Origin of the sequence: Pseudomonas sp. HT11 (assembly GCF_044875395.1) — a bacterium.
In the GTDB taxonomy this organism is placed as follows: Bacteria; Pseudomonadota; Gammaproteobacteria; order Pseudomonadales; family Pseudomonadaceae; genus Aquipseudomonas.
Map to the genome: position 1 here is coordinate 1,405,500 of NZ_CP173217.1, position 21,332 is coordinate 1,426,831.

Annotated in this window: 18 protein-coding genes; 11 read left to right on the top strand and 7 right to left on the bottom strand. The window is 59.9% G+C overall.

Annotated features, from left to right (window positions below):
• Positions 1-162 precede the first annotated feature (162 nt).
• Complete coding sequence (tcdA, locus tag ABWL43_RS06290; protein ID WP_370879564.1) at positions 163-972, top strand: tRNA cyclic N6-threonylcarbamoyladenosine(37) synthase TcdA; 810 nt, start codon at positions 163-165, stop codon at positions 970-972.
• A 114-nt stretch (positions 973-1,086) separates the two neighbouring features.
• On the opposite strand, the gene ABWL43_RS06295 is transcribed toward tcdA, so the two are convergent.
• From ABWL43_RS06295 to ABWL43_RS06310, 4 genes are all read right to left on the bottom strand, one after another.
• Positions 1,087-1,500 (bottom strand): SufE family protein, encoded by a 414-nt coding sequence (locus ABWL43_RS06295; protein WP_404487210.1) that lies wholly within the window; start codon positions 1,498-1,500, stop codon positions 1,087-1,089.
• On the bottom strand, positions 1,497-2,702 hold the full coding sequence (locus tag ABWL43_RS06300) for an aminotransferase class V-fold PLP-dependent enzyme (RefSeq protein WP_404487212.1): 1,206 nt from the start codon (positions 2,700-2,702) through the stop codon (positions 1,497-1,499). Before ABWL43_RS06300 ends, ABWL43_RS06295 begins: the two co-directional genes overlap by 4 nt.
• A 67-nt stretch (positions 2,703-2,769) precedes the next feature.
• The gene (gene dapD, locus ABWL43_RS06305; protein ID WP_145161856.1) at positions 2,770-3,804 is read right to left on the bottom strand and encodes a 2,3,4,5-tetrahydropyridine-2,6-dicarboxylate N-succinyltransferase; all 1,035 of its coding nucleotides are present in this window, start codon (positions 3,802-3,804) and stop codon (positions 2,770-2,772) included.
• 31 nt (positions 3,805-3,835) lie between these two features.
• Positions 3,836-4,144: an arsenate reductase gene (locus ABWL43_RS06310; protein WP_231982825.1), complete on the bottom strand. Its 309-nt coding sequence runs from the start codon at positions 4,142-4,144 to the stop codon at positions 3,836-3,838.
• 293 nt (positions 4,145-4,437) lie between these two features.
• Between ABWL43_RS06310 and ABWL43_RS06315 the strand changes: the two genes are divergently transcribed.
• On the top strand, positions 4,438-6,081 hold the full coding sequence (locus ABWL43_RS06315; protein ID WP_262210438.1) for a Na+/H+ antiporter: 1,644 nt from the start codon (positions 4,438-4,440) through the stop codon (positions 6,079-6,081).
• A gap of 10 nt (positions 6,082-6,091) precedes the next feature.
• Here ABWL43_RS06315 and dapC read toward each other — a convergent pair whose 3' ends face one another.
• The 3 genes from dapC to map form a co-directional block, all read right to left on the bottom strand.
• The gene (dapC, locus tag ABWL43_RS06320) at positions 6,092-7,291 is read right to left on the bottom strand and encodes a succinyldiaminopimelate transaminase (RefSeq protein WP_145161862.1); all 1,200 of its coding nucleotides are present in this window, start codon (positions 7,289-7,291) and stop codon (positions 6,092-6,094) included.
• 143 nt (positions 7,292-7,434) lie between these two features.
• Positions 7,435-10,137 (bottom strand): [protein-PII] uridylyltransferase, encoded by a 2,703-nt coding sequence (locus ABWL43_RS06325; protein ID WP_242194295.1) that lies wholly within the window; start codon positions 10,135-10,137, stop codon positions 7,435-7,437.
• Between the two features lie 65 nt (positions 10,138-10,202).
• The gene (gene map, locus ABWL43_RS06330; RefSeq protein WP_073522657.1) at positions 10,203-10,985 is read right to left on the bottom strand and encodes a type I methionyl aminopeptidase; all 783 of its coding nucleotides are present in this window, start codon (positions 10,983-10,985) and stop codon (positions 10,203-10,205) included.
• 386 nt (positions 10,986-11,371) lie between these two features.
• Between map and rpsB the strand changes: the two genes are divergently transcribed.
• From rpsB to bamA, 9 genes are all read left to right on the top strand, one after another.
• Complete coding sequence (gene rpsB, locus ABWL43_RS06335; RefSeq protein ID WP_003219330.1) at positions 11,372-12,109, top strand: 30S ribosomal protein S2; 738 nt, start codon at positions 11,372-11,374, stop codon at positions 12,107-12,109.
• Between the two features lie 191 nt (positions 12,110-12,300).
• Positions 12,301-13,164, top strand: a complete 864-nt coding sequence (tsf, locus tag ABWL43_RS06340) for a translation elongation factor Ts (protein WP_083359812.1) — start codon at positions 12,301-12,303, stop codon at positions 13,162-13,164.
• Positions 13,165-13,376: 212 nt separating this feature from the next.
• A complete protein-coding gene (pyrH, locus tag ABWL43_RS06345; RefSeq protein WP_003172271.1) occupies positions 13,377-14,120 on the top strand; it encodes a UMP kinase in 744 nt (247 codons plus the stop codon).
• Positions 14,117-14,674 (top strand): ribosome recycling factor, encoded by a 558-nt coding sequence (gene frr / locus ABWL43_RS06350; protein ID WP_106577169.1) that lies wholly within the window; start codon positions 14,117-14,119, stop codon positions 14,672-14,674. The genes pyrH and frr overlap by 4 nt, the downstream gene beginning before the upstream one ends.
• Before the next feature lie 17 nt (positions 14,675-14,691).
• Positions 14,692-15,447: a polyprenyl diphosphate synthase gene (gene uppS / locus ABWL43_RS06355; protein ID WP_017137143.1), complete on the top strand. Its 756-nt coding sequence runs from the start codon at positions 14,692-14,694 to the stop codon at positions 15,445-15,447.
• A complete protein-coding gene (locus tag ABWL43_RS06360) occupies positions 15,448-16,257 on the top strand; it encodes a phosphatidate cytidylyltransferase (RefSeq protein WP_404487218.1) in 810 nt (269 codons plus the stop codon).
• Positions 16,254-17,444, top strand: a complete 1,191-nt coding sequence (ispC, locus tag ABWL43_RS06365) for a 1-deoxy-D-xylulose-5-phosphate reductoisomerase (RefSeq protein WP_404487220.1) — start codon at positions 16,254-16,256, stop codon at positions 17,442-17,444. Before ABWL43_RS06360 ends, ispC begins: the two co-directional genes overlap by 4 nt.
• Before the next feature lie 53 nt (positions 17,445-17,497).
• Positions 17,498-18,850: a sigma E protease regulator RseP gene (rseP, locus tag ABWL43_RS06370; RefSeq protein ID WP_119738754.1), complete on the top strand. Its 1,353-nt coding sequence runs from the start codon at positions 17,498-17,500 to the stop codon at positions 18,848-18,850.
• A 74-nt stretch (positions 18,851-18,924) separates the two neighbouring features.
• Positions 18,925-21,315: an outer membrane protein assembly factor BamA gene (bamA, locus tag ABWL43_RS06375; protein WP_145161876.1), complete on the top strand. Its 2,391-nt coding sequence runs from the start codon at positions 18,925-18,927 to the stop codon at positions 21,313-21,315.
• Positions 21,316-21,332: the final 17 nt, after the last annotated feature.

Below are 21,332 nucleotides of genomic sequence, written 5' to 3' on the forward strand. Positions count from 1 at the left end.
ACGGCGCGCATCCTACACCGGCCTTTCCCCGAGCGTACAGCAGACAGAGAAAAGCCGGACGTTAGTCCGCGAATGTTCACCTAAGTTCTTTACTTGTAGCTGGAAGCTTCGAACTTGTCGCTGCGTAGTCCATAATGCGCGCCGGTTTTTGGGGTAATGGTCATGAGCACAGAAGATCCGCGGTTTGCAGGCGTCGCCCGCTTGTATGGCATTGAAGGCCTGGAACGCTTGAAAGCGGCCCATGTGGCGATCGTCGGCGTCGGCGGCGTAGGCTCGTGGGCGGCCGAAGCCATGGCCCGTTGCGGGGTAGGCGAGATTTCGCTGTTTGACCTGGACGACGTCTGCGTCAGCAACAGCAACCGCCAGTTGCACGCGCTGGACAGCACCGTGGGCAAGCCCAAGGTCGACGTCATGGCCGAGCGCCTGCGCGCTATCAACCCCGATTGCACCGTGCATGCGGTGGCGGACTTCGTGACTCGCGACACCATGGCCGAGTACATCACGCCGAATATCGATTGCGTGATCGACTGCATCGACGCCGTCAACGCCAAGGCTGCGCTGATTGCCTGGTGCAAGCGCCGCAAGATCCAGATCATCACCACCGGCGGCGCCGGCGGGCAGATCGACCCGACGCTGATCCAGGTGTGCGACCTGAACCGCACCTTTAACGACCCACTGGCCTCGAAGGTGCGCTCCACGTTGCGCCGCGATTACGGTTTCTCCCGCACCGTGACCCGCCATTACAGCGTGCCGTGCGTGTTTTCCACCGAGCAGCTGCGCTATCCCAAGCCGGACGGCAGCATTTGTCTGCAAAAAAGTTTCGTTGGGGATGGGGTGAAGCTGGACTGCGCCGGCGGGTTTGGCGCGGTGATGATGGTGACGGCCACGTTTGGCATGGTGGCGGCGACCAAGGCGGTGGACAAGATTGTGGCTGGGGTGCGCAGGCCGTCGGAGCGGGTCAAGCCCACTTAACTCTCACCCTCGGCACACGCCTAAAGTGTGGGAGCTGGCTTGCCTGCGATAGCATCACCGCAGTCTGATTGATTGACCGAGGTGTCTGCATCGCAGGCAAGCCAGCTCCCACATTTAGTTTTGCGTATGGCTTAGTTCGCGCATGCGCTGCAGGACTGCATTGAGGCCATTACTGCGCGAAGGTGACAGCTGCCGGGACAGCCCCAGTTGACTGAACCAGTCGGGCAGGTCAACGGCCTGCAATTGCGCCGCTGACAGCCCATTGACCCGCGCCAGCAGCAGCGCCACCAACCCGCGAATCATCCGCGCATCGCTGCTCGCGGCGAACTGCCAATGGCCGTTCTCAAGACACCCCACCAACCACACCAGGCTTTCGCAGCCCTGCACCAGGTTGGCGTCGACTTTGTCCTCATCGGCCAAGGCTGGCAGGCGCTCGCCCCATTGCATCAGCATCCGCGCGCGCTGCTCCCAACTGCCGACCGCCTGAAAGGCGTGCAGGGCAGCGGCGGCTTCGGCCGGCAAGCTCATCGCAACATATCCAGCGCCTGGTCGAGGGCTTCAAAGAAGCGCTCCAGGTCATCGGAGTCGTTGTACAGCGCCAGGGACACGCGGATCGCCCCGGACAAGTGCATTGCCTTGAGCAACGGCATCGCGCAATGGTGGCCGGCGCGCACGGCGATGCCCTGTTCGGTCAGCAGGTGGGCGAGGTCGGCGTTGTGTATGCCTTCCACCACAAAGCTGGCCAAGGCTACGTGCGGCGAACCCAAGACGCGGACGCCATTGCGTGCCTTGAGGCCGCGCAGCAGATAGTCGTGCAGCGCCGCTTCATGGGCGACCACGGCGGGCGGGTCCAGTGAGCTCAGGTAATCCAGGCTGGCACCCAGGCCGATCACGCTGGCGATTGGTGGCGTACCCGCTTCAAAACCCAGCGGGGCAGGGCGGAAACTGGCGCTGTGGTAGTCCGCCTGTTGCATCATCTCGCCGCCAAACTGCCAGTGGCGCAGGTGATGCAGGGCTTCGTGGCGGCCAAACAGCACGCCGACGCCGTCCGGGCCGTACAGTTTGTGGCTGGAAAACACGTAGAAGTCGCACCCCAGCGTCTGCACGTTATGGCGGCCATGCACGATGCCCTGGGCACCGTCGACCACGGTCAGCGCGCCGTGTGCCCGCGCCATCGCCAACAAGGTGTCCAAGGGCTGCCAGGTGCCAAGCACATTGGAAAGCTGGCTCACCGCCAGCACCCGCGTGCGCGGGCCGATCAATTCGCCAGCGGCGTGCAGGTCAATCACGCCGTCGTCACCCAGTGGCAAGACCACCAGCGTGAGCGCGCGACGTTTGGCCAGTTGCTGCCAGGGCAGCAGGTTGGCGTGGTGTTCCAGGGCGCTGATAACAATTTCATCGCCCGCATTGAATAAGTGCTCAAGGCCATAGGCCAGGAGGTTCAGCGCAGAGGTTGCGCCGTGGGTAAAAATGATTTGCCCGCTGTCACCTGCGTTAAGCCACTGCGCGACCTTGCTGCGGCTGTCTTCAAACGCCTGGGTCGCATGGGCGCCCGGCAAATGTTGGGCACGGTGCACATTGGCTGCGCCATTGGCGTAGTAATGGCTGATGGCATCCAACAGGGCCTGGGGTTTTTGCGTGGTGGCGGCGTTGTCCAGGTAGGTCTGGTCTTGCCGTTGCAGGGTGGCGATGGCCGGAAAATCGGCGCGCCAGGGAGAGGGCACAAGCATGGTGTTCAAGACTCGTATAAGCGGGCCGACCCGGAGGCGCGACCCGCTAGTGGCATCGAGTGGCTGCTTAGTTGTGAGCGTGCAGCGCTTCGTTCAGTTCGATGGCCGATTTGTGGGTTTTGCACTCCACGGCACCGGTCTCGGAGTTACGGCGGAACAGCAGGTCCGGTTGGCCGGCCAGCTCGCGCGCCTTGACCACTTTGACCAGTTGGTTCTGCTCATCCAGCAGCGCGACCTTGGTGCCGGCGGTGACGTACAGGCCCGACTCCACGGTATTGCGGTCGCCCAACGGGATGCCGATACCGGCGTTGGCGCCGATCAGGCAGCCTTCGCCCACCTTGATCACGATGTTGCCGCCGCCCGACAGGGTGCCCATGGTGGAGCAACCGCCGCCCAGGTCCGAACCCTTGCCGACGAACACGCCAGCGGAGACGCGCCCTTCGATCATGCCCGGGCCTTCGGTGCCGGCGTTGAAGTTGACGAAGCCTTCGTGCATCACGGTGGTGCCTTCGCCCACATAGGCGCCCAGGCGGATACGCGCGGCATCAGCGATACGCACGCCGGCCGGGACCACGTAGTCGGTCATTTTCGGGAACTTGTCCACCGAGAACACTTCCAGCAGCTCGCCACGCAGGCGTGCTTCCAGTTGGCGTTCGGCCAGCTCATTGATGTCGATCGCGCCCTGGCTGGTCCACGCCACGTTCGGCAGTTGCGGGAACACACCGGCCAGGCTCAGGCCGTGTGGCTTGACCAGGCGATGGGACAGCAGGTGCAGCTTGAGGTAGGCCTCAGGCGTGGAGGTCAGTGCGGCGTCTTCGGCCAGCAGGGTGGCGACCAGCGGGGTGTGGCTTTCAGCCAGGCGGCTCAGCAGGGCAGCTTGGGCAGCGTCGACGCCTTTGAGCGCGTCAGCCATTTGCAGCGCCTGGGAGACGGTGAAGGTGATGGCCTGGTTGCCTTCGGTGTAGCCCAGGATCGGCGCAATGGCTGCGACGATGTCGGCCGACGGGTTGAGCAACGGTTGTGCGTAAAACACTTCCAGCCAAGCACCTTGGCGGTTCTGAGTGCCGACGCCGAAGCCCAGGCTGAACAGGGAATTGGACATGCTGTTACCTCTACAAAAATGGAAGGCTGGCCTACTTGAGGGCCGCCGAATAACTATCTGGCTTGAAGCCAATCAGGGTTCTGTCTCCGAGATCGAGCACCGGGCGCTTGATCATCGAGGGTTGTGCGAGCATCAATTCAATGGCTTTCGACTGATCGAGATCGGCTTTGCGTTCGTCTTCGAGTTTGCGAAAGGTGGTGCCCGCACGGTTCAAAACCACCTGCCAACCGTGCTCGTTGCACCATTGGGTCAAGTGTTCGCGGTCGATACCGGCCGTTTTGTAGTCGTGAAACTCATAGCTCACAGCGTGCTCATCGAGCCAGGTGCGCGCTTTTTTCATGGTGTCGCAGGCTTTGATGCCGAAAAGGTGCAACGTTTTGCTTGAAGCGGTCAAGGAATTGCCCCCCTTTGGACCAAGTAGAAACGAAAGGTCACGGATTATGCCATGACCAGCAGGTTTGGGTGCCGCTCGTCATGCTTGCTGATGGCGCAGTGCGACTTTTGTGCAAACGCCATGGCGCGGCATGGCCGCGTAACATGGCTGGTTAACATAGCCGAGTAATATGGCACTTCAACGGCCAGCTGTTGCCTGATGGATGTCGTTGCAAGTCGATTGTCCGGGAAACCCGCTTTATGCAAACCGCCTACACCGTTCTTATCCTGCTGATGCTGGTCAGCGTTTCGCGCCTGGTCGGGCGCATCATTCCTCTGCCGTTACCCCTGGTGCAGATCGCCGCCGGCGCTTTGCTGGCCTGGCCCACCCTGGGGCTGCATGTGGCGTTGGACCCTGAGTTGTTTCTGTTTCTGTTCCTGCCGCCGCTGTTGTTCTCCGATGGCTGGCGCATGCCCAAGCGCGAGCTCTGGCGATTGCGCGGCCCGATTCTGACGTTGGCGGTGGGGCTGGTGCTGTTCACCGTGGTGGGTGCTGGCTATTTCATTCATTGGATATTGCCGACGATCCCGTTGCCGGTGGCCTTCGCCCTGGCGGCGGTTTTATCGCCGACGGATGCCGTGGCGGTGTCGGCCATTGCCCAGAATCGTCTGCCCAAGCCGTTGATGCACATGCTTCAGGGCGAAGCGTTGATGAATGATGCCTCGGGCCTGGTGACCTTCAAGTTCGCTTTGGCGGCGGCGCTGACCGGCGTGTTCTCCCTGGCGGATGCCAGCCTGACCTTTGTGCTGGTCGCCGTGGGTGGTCTGGCGGTTGGCGTGGCGCTGAGCTGGCTGGTCGGCCGTTTGCGCGCCTGGATGATCGCGCGCGGTTGGGATGACCCGGCCACGCATGTGGTGTTCATGTTGCTGTTGCCGTTTGCGGCCTATGTATTGGCGGAGCGCCTGGGCGCATCGGGCATTCTCTCGGCGGTGGCGGCGGGCATGATGCAAAGCTGGCTCGACCTGTTGCCGCGCCAGACCAGCACGCGCTTGCTTAACCGCAGTGTCTGGTCGCTGCTGGAGTTTGCCTTCAATGGCCTGATCTTCCTGCTGTTGGGCCTGCAACTGCCGGACATCATCAAGGCTGTGGTCAGCCACGAGACAACGTTGTGGCCCACCCTGCTGTATCGCTGCCTGGATGTGATTGCGATCTTTGTGGTGCTGGTGGTGTTGCGCTTTATCTGGGTGCAGAGCATCTGGCGCCTGTCGGGTTTACTGCGACGCCTGCGTGGCAAAAGCGAACTGACCCTGGTGCCGACCGCGCGCTCCTGCTGGCTATTGACGGTCGGCGGCGTACGCGGTGCGGTGACCCTGGCCGGTGTGATGTCGGTGCCCCTGCTGCTGGCGCCGGGCGAGGCCTTTCCTGAGCGCGACCTGCTGATCTTCATCGCTGCCGGGGTGATTCTGCTATCGCTGATCGCCGCTTGCATCGCGCTGCCGTTGCTGTTGCGCGGCATCGAGCAAAGTCCCGACGAAAAGCGTCATAACGAAGTGCGCGAGGCGTGGAAAAAGACCGCCGTGGCGGCGATCCATGCCCTTGAAGCGGAAGAACCCGCCGAAACCGAAACCTCGGACGCCGCCCAGGCCGCACTGGCCACTGAGCTCAAGGCGCGGCTGATGTCGGAATATCGCCATCAGTTGGAAGTGTTCAATGACTCCGCCGACGCCCAGGCGCTGGCGCTGCAGATGGACCAGCTGGAGCGCAAATTACGCCTCAAGGCCCTGCGAGCGCAGCGGTTGGAGTTGTACAGCTTGAGCCGTCATCACCAGATTGGTGATGACGTTTTGCGTGAAGTGCTGGCGGATCTGGACATGAGCGAGGCGAATCTGGGTCATGTGAAATGACCCATAAGTGTCAGCGGCGGCGCTGAATGAAGTCGCGAATGCGCTGGGCCGCTTCAACGCATTCCGCCAACGGTGCAACCAGCGCCATGCGCACGCGCCCGGCGCCTGGGTTGACGCCGTCCACGTCCCGGGACAGGTACGAACCTGGCACCACGGTCACGTGTTCTTCCACGAACAGGTCACGGCAGAACGCGGCGTCGTCGCCATTCACGTTCGGCCACAGGTAAAACCCGCCGTCCGGGCTTTGTACGTCCAGCACTGGCTTGAGAATGGCCAGCACGGCGTCAAACTTCTCGCGGTACAGGTCACGGTTGGCCAGCACGTGGGCTTCATCCTGCCAGGCCGCGATGCTCGCCCGTTGGGTTTGCACCGGCATCGCGCAGCCATGGTAGGTGCGGTACAGCAAAAAGGCCTTGAGGATGTCGGCATCACCGGCCACAAAGCCCGAGCGCAGGCCCGGCAGGTTGGAGCGCTTGGACAGGCTGTGGAAGACCACGCAGCGTTTGAAATCCTGACGGCCAAGCTCGACGCAGGCACTGAGCAGGCCGGGCGGCGGGGTTTGTTCGTCGAAATACAACTCGCTGTAGCACTCGTCGGCGGCGATGACGAAGTCGTACTCGTCGGCCAGGGCGATGAGCTTTTTCAGGGTATCGACCGGAATCAGTGCGCCGGTGGGGTTGCCCGGCGAGCACAGGAACAGGATCTGGCAGCGTTTCCAGATGTCCGGCGACACGGCGTCAAAATCCGGGTTGAAACCGTTGGCGTCCAGGCACGGCAGGTAATGCGGCTTGGCGCCGGCCAGGAACGCGGCGCCTTCGTAGATCTGGTAGAACGGGTTCGGGCTCACTACCAGCGCGTCGTCAGCGCGGTTGACCACGGTCTGGGTGAAGGCAAACAGCGCTTCACGGGTGCCGTTGACCGGCAGAATATTGCGCGCCGGGTCCAGCCAACCCTTGGGCACGTTGAAGCGGCGTTCGCACCAGGCGCCGATGGCCTCGCGCAATGCCGGAATGCCCAGCGTGGTCGGGTACACGGCCATCTGGTCGAGGTTGTCAGCCAGCGCCTTGGCAACGAATTCCGGCGATGTGTGCTTGGGCTCACCGATGGACAGCGCAATCGGGCGTTTGTCCGGGTTTGGCGTAACGCTGCCGAGCAGGGCGCGCAGTTTCTCGAACGGGTAGGGCTGCAGCTGGTTCAGGGCGTTGTTCATGTAAGCCTCTATTGCAATGGGCACGAACCCTGTGGGAGCTGGCTTGCCTGCGCTGGCATCGCTGCGGTGTACCAGACACACCGCAGCGTGCGCATCGCAGGCAAGCCAGCTCCCACATGAATCGCGTTCACACAGTTAAGAAATCAAATCGTCAGCCGCGTCAGCTCGACGCCGGGTTCCTGGGTCACGCTCAGTTGCTGGACGATTGCGTCCTGCAAACGTCGGCACAGTTCAGGGTCGGACAGCGGCTGGTTGTCGGCGTCGGTAATGAAGAACACGTCCTCCACGCGCTCGCCGAGGGTCGCAATCTTGGCGTTCTGCAACGACAGGTCGAACTCCAGGAAAATCCCGCCGATGCGCGCCAGCAAGCCGGGGCGGTCCGGCGCGCTGAGTTCCAGCACGGTCACCGGGCGCTGGGCGTCGTTGGATATGGTCACCTGAGGCGCAAAGGCAAAGTGCTTGAGCTGACGCGGTACCCGACGCTGGATGATCGTCGGGTAATCGTCCGGGTTGCGCAGCGCTTCGGTCAGGCCTTCGCGGATTTTTTTCACGCGCACCGGGTTATCGCCGATGGAGTCGCCGTCGGTGTCGAGCACGATGTAGGTGTCGAGGGTGAACTGGCTGCTCGAGGTGATGACCCGCGCGTCATGGATGTTCAGGTTGAGCTGGTCCATGGCCGCCACGGTCACGGCGAAGAAGTCGTGCTGGTCGGGGGCATAGATGAAGATCTGCGTGCCGCCTTCGAATTCGCGCTGGGTGGTTTCCTTGATCAGTACCAGCGGGCCACCATCGGCAGGCTGCTGCAGGATCGCGTCACTGTGCCAGGCCACGTCGCCGGCGGTATGGCGCAGGAAGTAATCGTCGCCCAGTTGCGACCACAGCTGTTCGACGTCGTCCGGGTCATTGCCGCCGCGCACCAGGATATCCAGGGCCGCGCTTTGGGTGCGGCGGATCTGCTCCTCGCGGTCTACCGGGTTTTCCAGGCCGCGGCGCAGCGCGCGCTTGGTCTCGGTGTAGAGCTGGCGCAGCAGGCTGGCGCGCCAGGAGTTCCACAATGTCGGGTTGGTGGCATTGATGTCGGAGACGGTCAGCACATAGAGATAGTCGAGACGGGTTTCATCACCGACGATGCCGGCGAAGTCGTGGATCACCTGCGGGTCGGACAAGTCCTTGCGCTGGGCGGTGGTCGACATCACCAGGTGGTTCTGTACCAGCCAGACGATCAGGCGGCTGTCCCACAGCGGCAGTTGATGGCGCTGGCAGAACGCCTCGGCATCGACTGCGCCGATTTCCGAGTGGTCGCCATGCCGGCCCTTGCCGATGTCGTGGTACAGGCCGGCCAGGTAGATCAGTTCCGGTTTGGGCAGCTTGGCCATGAGCTTGCTGGCCAGCGGGAATTTCTCTGACACCTGGGTGTACTGCAACTTACGCAGGTGCTTGATCAGGTTCAGCGTGTGGGCGTCTACGGTGTAGATGTGGAACAGGTCGTGCTGCATCTGCCCGACGATAAAGCCGAACTCCGGCAGGTACCGCCCGAGGATGCCGTACCGGTTCATGCGCCGCAGGTTGCGGTGGATGCCGATTTTGCACTTGAACAGCTCGATAAACAGGCTGGTGTTGCGGATGTCATTGCGAAAATCATCATCGATTAGATGACGGTTTTCCCGTAGCAGGCGGATGGTGTCGGCGCGCACGCCTTTGATTTCCGGCTGCTGGGCCATCAGCACGAAGATTTCCAGCATGGCGAACGGGGTGCGGCGGAACACGTTATCGTTGCGCGCCTCGATGTAGCCGTCGTGCAGTTGGAAGCGCGAGTTGATCGGCTGCGGCGGTGCTTCGTCTTCGGGGGCCAGGATCACTTCTTCGAAGTGCTGGATGATCAGGTCGCTGAGCTGAGCGATGCTCATGACCACCCGGTAGTACTGCTGCATGAAGCTTTCGATGCTGGTCTTCGCGTCCTCGCCCTCAAACCCCAGGAGGGTGGCGATGGAGCGCTGGTGGTCGAACAGCAGGCGGTCTTCGGAGCGCCCGGCGAGCATGTGCAGGGCATAGCGCACTTTCCACAGGAACTCCTGGGACGAGGCCAGCAGGGCGTTTTCGCTCTCTACCAGAAAGCCTTCGCCGGCCAGGGCGCGCAGGTTCAGGGTGCCGTATTGGCGACGCGCGACCCACAAAATGGTCTGGATATCGCGCAGTCCGCCCGGTGAGCCTTTGACGTTGGGTTCCAGGTTGTATTCGGTGTCGTTGTACTTGTGGTGCCGGGCTTTCTGCTCGGCACGCTTGGCCAGGAAGAACTCCTTGCTCGGCCACATATGCGCGGTGCTGGTGACTTCCAGCATGCGTTTGCGCAGGCGCTCGGGGCCGGCAATGGTGCGGCTTTCCATCAAGTTGGTGATGACGGTGAGGTCGGCGCGCGCCTCTTCGGCGCATTCGTCTACCGAGCGAACGCTCTGGCCGACTTCCAGGCCGATGTCCCACAACAGCGTCAGAAAGCGCTCGATGGAATCGCGAAAGATCTCATGATCGGCGCTGTCCAGCAGGATCAGCAGGTCGATGTCGGAGTAGGGGTGCAGCTCACCGCGACCGTAGCCGCCGACGGCCACCAGGGCGATATCGGCGTCTTCACTCCAGTTGAACTGTTCCCAGGCCTTTTGCAGGATGTTGTCGACGAACCAGGCACGGTCCTCGATCAGCCGACGAATGTCCCGGCCACTGCGAAAGCGCGCATCGAGCACTTCGCGGGCCTGGCGAATAGCCTTCTTGAAGGCGAAGATGGGGCTTGCCTTCAAGGCCAGTTCAGCCTGGAACTGGCCACGGTCGAAGAGTTCGGGATCCACCTGGGGCATCGATCGGCTTTCCTTTCTATCTATCAGTCAGTCACAACACCGTTGGGGGAAAACCCAAGCAACCTTTACGCTGAAACGCGTGGAATCGTGTCGTCTGCGCGCAAGGTGAAGATCTCGTAGCCGGTTTCGGTGACCAGCAGGGTGTGTTCCCACTGTGCCGAGAGCTTGCGGTCCTTGGTGATGGCGGTCCAGCCGTCGCCCAGCACTTTGGTGTCGGCCTTGCCCTGGTTGATCATCGGCTCGATGGTGAAGGTCATGCCCGCCTTGAGTTCCATGCCGGTGCCGGCGCGACCGTAATGCAGGATCTGCGGTTCTTCGTGGAATACTTTGCCGATGCCATGGCCACAGAATTCGCGGACCACCGAGAAGCCGTTCTTTTCTGCGTGCTTCTGGATCACTTCACCGATATCGCCCAGGCGGCAGCCGGGCTTGACGATTTCGATGGCCTTGTACATGCATTCCTGGGTGACCTGCGACAGGCGCTCGGCCCAGACCGGCACGGTGCCGACGTGGAACATGCGGCTGGTGTCGCCGTGGTAGCCGTCTTTGATCACGGTCACGTCGATGTTCAGGGTGTCGCCGTCTTTCAACGGCTTGTCGCCTGGAATCCCGTGGCAGACCACGTGGTTGATCGAGGTGCAGATGGACTTGGGGAAGCCCTTGTAGTTCAGCGGCGCAGGGATGGCTTTTTGCACGTCGACAATATAGTCGTGGCAGATGCGGTCCAGGGCTTCGGTGGTCACGCCTGGCTTGACGTGTTCGGCAATCATTTCCAGCACGTCGGCAGCCAGTTTGCCGGCAACGCGCATGCCTGCGATGTCTTCGGCGGTTTTCAAGGTAACGGTCATACAGGCTCTCTCTAGCGCGACGCGCTGAAATCAATACGGTTTACGGGCGTGCGACAAAAGGTTGCAGAATTCGCACAAGCCCCAAAAAAACGCGATTCTACCAGACGCGGGCGGCAAACCATGAGCGTCTGACGATCGCTTCTCTCTATAAGGTAGGGGCATGTTGGCTCTATTCAAAGGCTTACGCAAAAGCCGATCACGGCAAATGTGATTGCGGGTTTCGTTTTTGTCCTTCGTGTGGTATAAAATGCGCCGCTTTCCGGGGATACCCCGCAAAGCTTAAATCCACACACGTGTCGACACGATGACCTGGGTGCCGGAGGCGAATGCCGCTGGTTGGTCATTGGGATACGTGGAGGCCAAACCCGACTTATTAAGGAACTATCATGTCCCAAGTCAACATGCGCGATATGCTGAAGGCCGGTGTGCACTTCGGTCACCAGACCCGTTACTGGAACCCGAAAATGGGTAAATACATTTTCGGCGCGCGTAACAAGATCCACATTATCAACCTTGAAAAAACCCTGCCAATGTTCAACGAAGCGCTGACTTTCGTAGAGCGTCTGGCCCAGGGCAAAAACAAGATTCTGTTCGTCGGCACCAAGCGTTCCGCTGGCAAGATCGTTGCTGAAGAAGCAGCACGTTGCGGTTCGCCGTACGTCGATCACCGCTGGTTGGGCGGCATGCTGACCAACTTCAAAACCATCCGTGCTTCCATCAAGCGTCTGCGTGACCTTGAAGTGCAAGCCGAAGACGGTACTTTCGCCAAGCTGACCAAGAAAGAGGCGCTGATGCGCACTCGCGACCTGGAAAAGCTCGATCGTTCCCTGGGTGGTATCAAGGACATGGGCGGTCTGCCTGACGCACTGTTCGTTATCGACGTTGATCACGAGCGCATCGCGATCACCGAAGCCAACAAGCTGGGCATCCCTGTTATCGGCGTAGTCGATACCAACAGCAGCCCGGAAGGCGTTGACTACATCATCCCAGGCAACGATGACGCAATCCGCGCTATCCAGCTGTACATGGGTTCGATGGCTGACGCTGTAATCCGTGGTCGCAACCACGTTGCTGGCGGTACCGAGCAGTTCGTTGAAGAAGCTCCGGTAGCTGCCGCTGAGTAACTGACGCCCTGGCGTTGACTCAGTAAGCAAAAAGGGGGCTTGGCCCCCTTTTTGCCACCTCGAAAACCATTTGTCGGCAGCGCAGCTACATCTTCTGTAACGTGCAGCGGCCTACAAGGGTGATTCGGGAAGAATTGATCGCCCGTTTGATCGGGTGGAATGGTTGAAAACCTATCCAAGAGGATTTTGAAATGGCAGAGATTACTGCAGCGTTGGTTAAAGAACTGCGTGAGCGTACCGGCGAAGGCATGATGGATTGCAAAAAGGCCTTGACCAAGGCCGGCGGCGACATCGAAAAAGCCATTGATGACATGCGTGCTTCCGGCGCCATCAAGGCTGCCAAGAAAGCAGGCAACGTAGCTGCTGAAGGCGCTATCGCTCTGAAAGAAGACGGTAAGTCCGCTGTTCTGCTGGAAGTGAACTCGCAGACCGACTTCCTGGCTCTGCAAGACGACTTCAAGGCATTTGTTGCCGCTAGCGTTGAAAAAGCGTTCGCCGACAAACTGACCACTGTTGAGCCGTTGATCGAAGCTCAAGAAGCTGCTCGCCTGGTACTGGTCGGCAAGGTTGGCGAAAACGTCAACATCCGTCGTCTGGCGCGCATCGAAGGTGATGTGGTTGGCGGTTACCTGCACGGTAACAAAATCGGCGTTGTGGTTGCCCTCAAAGGCGGCGACGTTGAGCTGGCCAAAGACATCGCTATGCACGTAGCGGCCAGCAACCCAGAGTTCCTGCTGCCGTCGGAAGTGTCTGCTGACGCAATCGAGCGCGAAAAAGCCGTGTTCCTGAGCCTGAACGCTGACAAGATCGCCGGCAAGCCAGAAAACATCGTTGAAAACATGATCAAAGGCCGTATCAGCAAGTTCCTGGCTGAAGCGAGCCTGGTTGAGCAGGCGTTCGTGAAGAACCCTGAAATCAAGGTTGGCGAACTGGCCAAGAAAGCCGGTGCTGAAATCGTTTCCTTCACTTACTACAAAGTAGGCGAAGGCATCGAGAAGCCGGTCGACAACTTCGCTGAAGAAGTTGCTGCCCAGCTGGCTGCCGCCAAGCAATAAGACAGTTTTCAACTGTCGCCCGAAAGAGGCTGCCCGCTCACGCGCGCAGCCTCTTTTCAAATGGGAAGACCAATTTTTATTTGGTTTCCTCTCGGAACTGGCTTACAAAGCCGTGTTCCGATGGCGCTGAGACAGCGTCCAGCTAGAGTGAACGCAAGCCGTAAACGGCTCGCCAAGAATTTTTAAAAAATACGCCGCAGGAGAGATTCGCAATGGCTCAGCAGGGCAGTGGTTATCAGGCTCGCTATAAACGCATTCTACTCAAGCTTAGCGGCGAGGCCCTGATGGGCTCGGAAGAGTTCGGGATCGATCCCAAGGTGCTCGACCGCATGGCGCTGGAAGTCGGCCAATTGGTCGGCATCGGTGTTCAGGTCGGCCTGGTGATTGGCGGTGGTAACCTGTTCCGTGGTGCGGCGCTGAGTGCGGCCGGCATGGATCGGGTGACTGGCGACCACATGGGCATGCTGGCCACTGTGATGAACGCCCTGGCAATGCGTGACGCCCTGGAGCGTGCCAATATCTCGGCGATCGTGATGTCGGCTATTTCCATGGTTGGCGTGACCGATCACTATGATCGTCGCAAAGCCATGCGTCACCTGAACGCCAAAGAAGTAGTGATCTTTGCTGCCGGTACCGGCAACCCGTTCTTCACCACGGACTCGGCTGCCTGCCTGCGCGCCATCGAAATCGATGCCGACGTCGTGCTCAAGGCCACCAAGGTGGACGGTGTCTACACCGCAGACCCATTCAAAGACCCGCATGCCGAGAAGTTCGATCATCTGACCTACGATGAAGTACTGGATCGCAAGCTGGGCGTGATGGACCTGACGGCTATTTGCCTGTGCCGTGACCACAAGATGCCACTGCGCGTATTTAACATGAACAAGCCCGGCGCCCTGCTGAACATCGTACACGGCGGCGCGGAAGGGACTCTGATCGAGGAAGGCCAACAATGATCAACGAAATCAAGAAAGACGCTCAAGAGCGTATGCACAAATCCCTGGAGTCTCTGGCCCATGCTTTTGGCCAGATTCGTACCGGTAAGGCTCACCCAAGCATCCTGGGCAGCGTGATGGTGCCGTACTACGGCACTGACACCTCCATTACCCAGGTTGCCAACATCACCGTAAAAGACTCGCGCACCCTGCAAGTCGTGGCCTTCGAGCGCAACATGCTCGCAGCCGTCGACAAAGCCATCCAGAGCGCCGGCCTGAACCTCAACCCGACCAACCTGGGCGAGTTGTTGCTGATCTCCATGCCTGCCCTGACTGAAGAAACCCGCAAGGGCTTCACCAAGCAGGCGCGCAGCGCTGCTGAAGATGCGCGTGTTGCCGTGCGCAACATTCGTCGTGATGCGTTGGGTGACCTCAAAAAACTGGTCAAGGACAAAGAAATCAGCGAAGACGAAGAGCGTCGCGCCGTAGCTGATATCGACAAACTGACCAAAGACGCCGAGGCCCAGATCACCAAGGCCACGGAAGAGAAAGAAAAGGACCTGATGGCCGTATAAGGGGTCAGGACGCCTTCATGGAAAAGACCAAGCAGACTGTGCCCTCCGTGGTTCCGCGCCATGTCGCGATCATCATGGATGGGAATAATCGCTGGGCGAAAAAACGCTTTATGCCGGGTGTCGCCGGGCATAAGGCGGGTGTCGATGCGGTGCGCGCTGTTATTGAGGTGTGTGCCGAGGCCAAGGTCGAGGTGTTGACTCTGTTTGCCTTCTCCAGCGAGAACTGGCAACGGCCCGCCGAAGAAGTCAGCGCCTTGATGGACCTGTTCTTCAAGGCGTTGCGTCGTGAGGCCAAGCGCCTCAACGACAACAACATCAGCCTGCGCATCATTGGTGATCGCTCGCGGTTCCATCCGGAACTGCAAGCGGCCATGCGCGAAGCCGAGGCTATCACCGCCGGCTCCAACCGTTTTGTGCTGCAGATTGCAGCCAACTACGGTGGTCAGTGGGATATCGCCCAGGCTGCACAGCGGCTTGCCCGCGAAGTGCAGGCCGGGCATCTGCGGCCTGACGACATTACGCCCGAATTGTTGCAAACCTGCCTGGTAACCGGTGATCTGCCGTTGCCGGACTTGTGCATCCGTACCGGTGGTGAGCACCGCATCAGCAATTTCCTGCTGTGGCAGCTGGCCTACACCGAGCTGTACTTCTCCGACCTGTTCTGGCCGGACTTCAAACACGATGCCATGCGCAATGCGCTGGCCGATTTCGCTTCCCGTCAGCGTCGCTTCGGTAAAACGAGCGAGCAGATCGAAGCTGGAGCCCGGGTTTAAATGCTTAAACAACGAATCATCACAGCACTGATCCTGCTGCCGATTGCCTTGTGTGGTTTTTTTCTGCTCGACGGTTCCGGCTTTGCGCTGTTTATCGGCCTGGTCGTTACCCTGGGTGCTTGGGAATGGGCGCGCCTGGCCGGTTTCAACGAGCAGTTGCCGCGCGTGGTTTACGCCGCTGTGGTGGCCCTGTTGCTGTTTCTCATGCATACGCTTTCGAGCATTGTCGTGCCTTGGGTGTTGGGAGCGGCGGTACTGTGGTGGGTGCTTGCGACCTTCCTGGTGCTGACCTACCCGCGCACCAGCGCCCAATGGTCCAGCGTGGCCAGCAAGTTGGTGATTGGTCTTCTGATTCTGCTGCCGGCCTGGCAAGGGCTGGTGGAAATCAAGAATTCGCCGATGGGCAACTGGCTGATCATGGCGGTGATGGTGCTGGTGTGGGGCGCTGACATCGGCGCCTACTTTTCCGGCCGGGCGTTCGGCAAACGCAAGTTGGCGCCAGCCGTCAGCCCGGGCAAGAGCTGGGAAGGCGTTTACGGTGGCTTGGCATTGACGTTGTTGATCACGCTGGTGGTCGGTGTAGTGCGCGACTGGTCGGTGAAGGAAATCCTCCTGGCCTTGTTGGGCACCGCCGTTGTGGTGTTTATCTCCGTGGTGGGTGACCTCACCGAAAGCATGTTCAAGCGCCAGGCCGGGATCAAGGACAGCAGCAACCTGCTGCCGGGTCATGGCGGTGTGCTGGATCGAATCGACAGCCTTACCGCTGCCATTCCCATCTTCGCCGTGCTGTTGTGGATGGCGGCTTCGTGAGCCGCCTGCAACAGGTGACCGTGCTGGGTGCAACCGGCTCGGTCGGGCTCAGCACGCTGGATGTGATTGCTCGCCATCCAGATCGCTATCAGGTGTTTGCGCTGACCGGCTTCTCTCGTTTGAGTGAGTTGCTGGCCTTGTGCGTGCGTCATACGCCTAGATTCGCCGTTGTGCCAGAGGTGTCGGTAGCGCGCGGCTTGCAGGACCAGTTGAGGTCTGCAGGCCTTGCGACGCACGTGTTGGTGGGCGAGGAGGGCTTGTGCCAGGTCTCGGCAGATCCTGACGTCGACACTGTGGTGGCTGCCATTGTTGGGGCGGCAGGGTTGCGCCCGACACTTGCCGCCGTCGATGCTGGTAAAAAGATCCTGCTGGCCAATAAAGAGGCGCTGGTGATGTCCGGCACGCTCTTTATGCAGGCTGTGCGCAAGAGTGGCGCCGTGCTGCTGCCTCTGGACAGCGAACACAATGCGATCTTCCAGTGCATGCCCGGTGATTTTGCCCGAGGCTTGAGCCAGGTTGGCGTGCGGCGGATTCTCCTGACGGCTTCCGGTGGCCCTTTCCGGCAAACTCCGCTGGCTGATCTCGAGCATGTCTCGCCTGATCAGGCGTGTGCACACCCAAATTGGTCGATGGGGCGAAAAATCTCCGTGGATTCGGCGAGCATGATGAACAAAGGCCTGGAGTTGATCGAGGCGTGCTGGTTGTTCGATGCGCGGCCTGATCAGGTCGAGGTGGTGATTCACCCGCAAAGTGTGATTCATTCTCTGGTCGACTATGTCGATGGTTCGGTTCTGGCCCAGCTGGGCAACCCCGATATGCGTACGCCGATTGCCAATGCACTGGCCTGGCCGGAGCGGATTGATTCCGGCGTTGCGCCGTTAGACCTGTTTGCCATTGCGCGCCTGGATTTCGAAGCGCCGGACGAGCAGCGCTTCCCGTGCCTGCGTCTGGCCCGGCAAGCGGCGGAGGCGGGCAACAGTGCGCCGGCCGTACTCAATGCGGCCAACGAGGTGGCGGTGGCGGCGTTTCTTGATGGGCGTATTCGCTTTCCGCAGATCGCGAGTATCATCGAGGACGTTTTGAGCCTTGAGCCCGTTGTGGCAGTGGATGATTTGGGTGCAGTGTTCGAGGCCGATACAAAGGCCCGAGCCCTGGCCCAACAGTGGTTGAACCGCAACGCGCGTTAGTCTGTGGGCAGGTTTGAGCCCTCAGGCACTGGATTGGAATGCGGAGAAATTAGATGAGTGCGCTCTACATGATTGTCGGCACCCTGGTTGCTCTGGGTGTGCTGGTAACCTTTCACGAATTCGGCCACTTTTGGGTCGCGCGTCGTTGCGGCGTCAAGGTGCTGCGCTTTTCCGTCGGTTTCGGCATGCCGCTGCTGCGTTGGCACGACCGTAGGGGCACTGAATTCGTGATTGCGGCCATTCCGCTGGGCGGCTACGTCAAGATGCTCGACGAGCGTGAAGGCGAGGTGCCTGTCGATCAGTTGGACCAATCCTTCAACCGTAAGACCGTTCGTCAGCGTATCGCTATTGTCGCAGCCGGCCCGATCGCCAATTTCCTCTTGGCAATCGTGTTCTTCTGGGTCTTGGCCATGATGGGCAGCCAGCAGGTGCGCCCGGTTATCGGCGCAGTTGAAGCGGACAGCATGGCGGCCAAGGCCGGGCTGATCGCCGGTCAGGAAATTGTTTCCATTGATGGCGAGCCCACCACCGGCTGGGGCGCTGTCAATTTGCAGTTGGTTCGCCGCATGGGCGAGAGCGGCACTATTAATGTGGTGGTGCGCGAGCAGGATTCCACCGCTGAGACGCCGCGTGAATTGTCCCTGGACCATTGGCTCAAAGGCGCAGAAGAGCCTGATCCGATCAAGTCCCTGGGCATTCGTCCGTGGCGTCCGGCCCTGCCGCCGGTGCTCGCCGAGCTGGACCCGAAAGGCCCGGCGCAGGCCGCAGGTCTGAAAACGGGCGATCGCCTGTTGGCGCTCGATGGTCAGGCGCTGGGCGACTGGCAGCAGGTGGTGGATCTGGTGCGTGTACGGCCTGATACCAAAATTGTGCTGAAAGTTGAGCGCGATGGTGCTCAAATCGACGTCCCTGTGACCCTGGCTGTTCGTGGGGAAGCCAAGGCGGCCGGGGGTTACCTCGGTGCCGGGGTAAAAGGTGTCGAGTGGCCGCCATCGATGGTGCGCGAGGTCAGCTTCGGGCCTTTGGCGGCAATTGGCGAGGGTGCAAAACGCACTTGGACCATGAGTGTGCTGACGCTCGAATCGCTCAAGAAAATGTTGTTCGGCGAGCTCTCGGTAAAAAACTTGAGTGGACCGATAACCATTGCTAAAGTGGCGGGCGCTTCTGCCCAGTCGGGTGTCGCGGATTTCCTGAATTTCCTGGCTTATCTGAGTATTAGCCTTGGAGTTCTGAATTTGCTGCCCATTCCAGTATTGGACGGGGGGCATCTGTTGTTTTATCTGGTCGAGTGGGTGCGTGGTCGCCCCTTGTCGGATCGGGTGCAGGGTTGGGGGATACAGATCGGTATCAGTTTGGTGGTCGGAGTGATGTTGTTAGCTCTGGTCAACGATCTGGGACGACTGTAACGCTTCGCTGAATTGCGAATCTGCCGCATTTTGCGGCAGTTTGTTTATTGCCAGTTGGAATAAGAAAGGACTTCATGAAACGTCTGCTGCTAACTGCGGTTCTCACCGTATTGATGATCGCCGAAGTTCACGCCGAGTCCTTCACTATCTCCGATATTCGCGTCAACGGCCTCCAGCGGGTTTCCGCAGGTAGCGTCTTTGGTGCCTTGCCGTTGAACGTCGGGGAACAGGCGGATGATCGTCGCCTGGTGGAATCCACTCGTGCGCTGTTCAAAACCGGGTTCTTTCAAGATATCCAACTGGGTCGCGAAGGCAACGTCCTGGTCATCACTGTCGTCGAGCGACCTTCTGTCGCCAGTATCGAGATCGAAGGTAACAAGGCGATCTCCACTGAAGACTTGATGAAGGGTCTCAAGCAATCCGGCCTTGCCGAGGGCGAGATCTTCCAGCGCGCCACCCTTGAAGGTGTGCGTAACGAATTGCAACGTCAGTACGTTGCCCAGGGCCGCTACTCCGCGACCGTGGAAACGGAAGTGATCCCGCAGCCTCGTAACCGTGTTGGCCTCAAGGTCAAGATCAACGAAGGCACCGTGGCGGCCATTCAGCACATCAACGTGGTGGGTAACACCAAGTTTGCTGATGACGACCTGATCGACCTGTTCGAACTCAAGACCACCAACTGGTTGTCGTTCTTCAAGAACGATGACAAGTACGCCCGTGAAAAACTCTCGGGTGACCTGGAACGTCTGCGCTCCTACTACCTGGACCGTGGCTATATCAACATGGATATCGCTTCGACCCAGGTGTCCATCACCCCGGACAAGAAGCACGTCTACATTACCGTCAACGTCAACGAAGGCGAGAAGTACACCGTTCGTGACGTGAAACTCAGCGGCGACCTGAAAGTGCCTGAAGATCAGGTCAAGGCGCTGTTGCTGGTACAGAAAAACCAGGTGTTCTCGCGCAAGCTGATGACCACCACGTCCGAGCTGATCACCCGTCGTCTGGGTAACGAAGGCTATACCTTCGCCAACGTCAACGGCGTACCGACTCCGCACGATGATGACCACACTGTGGACATCACCTTTGTCGTTGATCCGGGCAAGCGCGCCTACGTGAACCGCATCAACTTCCGCGGCAACACCAAGTCTGCGGACGAAGTGCTGCGTCGTGAGATGCGTCAAATGGAAGGTGGCTGGGCGTCGACTTACCTGATCGACCAGTCCAAGACCCGTCTTGAGCGCCTGGGCTTCTTTAAAGAAGTCAACGTCGAAACCCCGGCTGTACCGGGCGTGGATGACCAGGTTGATGTGAACTACGCCGTTGAAGAACAAGCGTCGGGCTCGATCACCGCCAGCGTTGGTTTTGCACAGAGCGCCGGTCTGATCCTCGGTGGTTCGATCACCCAGAACAACTTCCTGGGTACCGGTAACAAGGTTTCCATCGGCCTGACCCGAAGCGAATACCAGAGCCGCTATAACTTCGGTTATGTCGACCCCTACTGGACGGCTGACGGTGTGAGCCTGGGCTACAACGCCTTCTACCGCACCACCGACTACAAAGACCTCGACGTTGACGTTGCAAGCTATGCGATCGACAGCCTCGGCGCCGGTGTGAACATCGGTTACCCGATCAGCGAGACTTCGCGCCTGACCTTCGGCCTGACCGCGCAACAAGACAAGATCAAGACCGGTGTGTACACCGTGGACGAAATCTTCGACTTCGTGCGCAAAGAGGGTGACCAGTTCCTGAACTTCAAGGCTTCGGCCGGTTGGTCGGAATCGACCCTGAACAAAGGCGTACTGGCGACCCGTGGTCACTCCCAGAGCCTCACGGCAGAAGTGACTACGCCGGGCAGCGATCTGTCGTTCTTCAAGCTCGACTACCGTGGTCAGTTGTTCCAGCCGTTGAGCGATAACTACACCATGCGCCTGCACACTGAGCTGGGTTATGGCGACGGTTATGGTTCGACCAGTGGCCTGCCGTTCTACGAGAACTACTATGCCGGTGGTTTCAACTCGGTACGTGGCTTCAAGGACAGCACCTTGGGTCCGCGTGGTACGCCGAGCCGTGGCGCCAGCGTGACGGGTAACCAGGGCACTCTGGCTGACTCGGACAACGATCCGCTGCCATTCGGTGGTAACGTTCTGATTCAAGGTGGTGCGGAGATTCTGTTCCCGCTGCCGTTCGTCAAGGATCAGCGTTCCCTGCGTACTTCGGTCTTCTGGGATGTGGGTAACGTGTTCGACTCCAAGTGCGAACAGGTTAAAAACCCGGCACCTGGTTCCGTTTCCAACACCCAGTGCAACGACGTGAGCCTCAGCAACCTGGCGAGCTCCGTGGGCGTTGGTGTGACTTGGGTGACCGCGCTTGGCCCATTGAGCTTTGCTCTGGCCATGCCGATCAAGAAACCGGATAACGCTGAAACCCAGATTTTCCAATTCTCCCTCGGCCAGACGTTCTAAGCGTCTGACCCAAGATA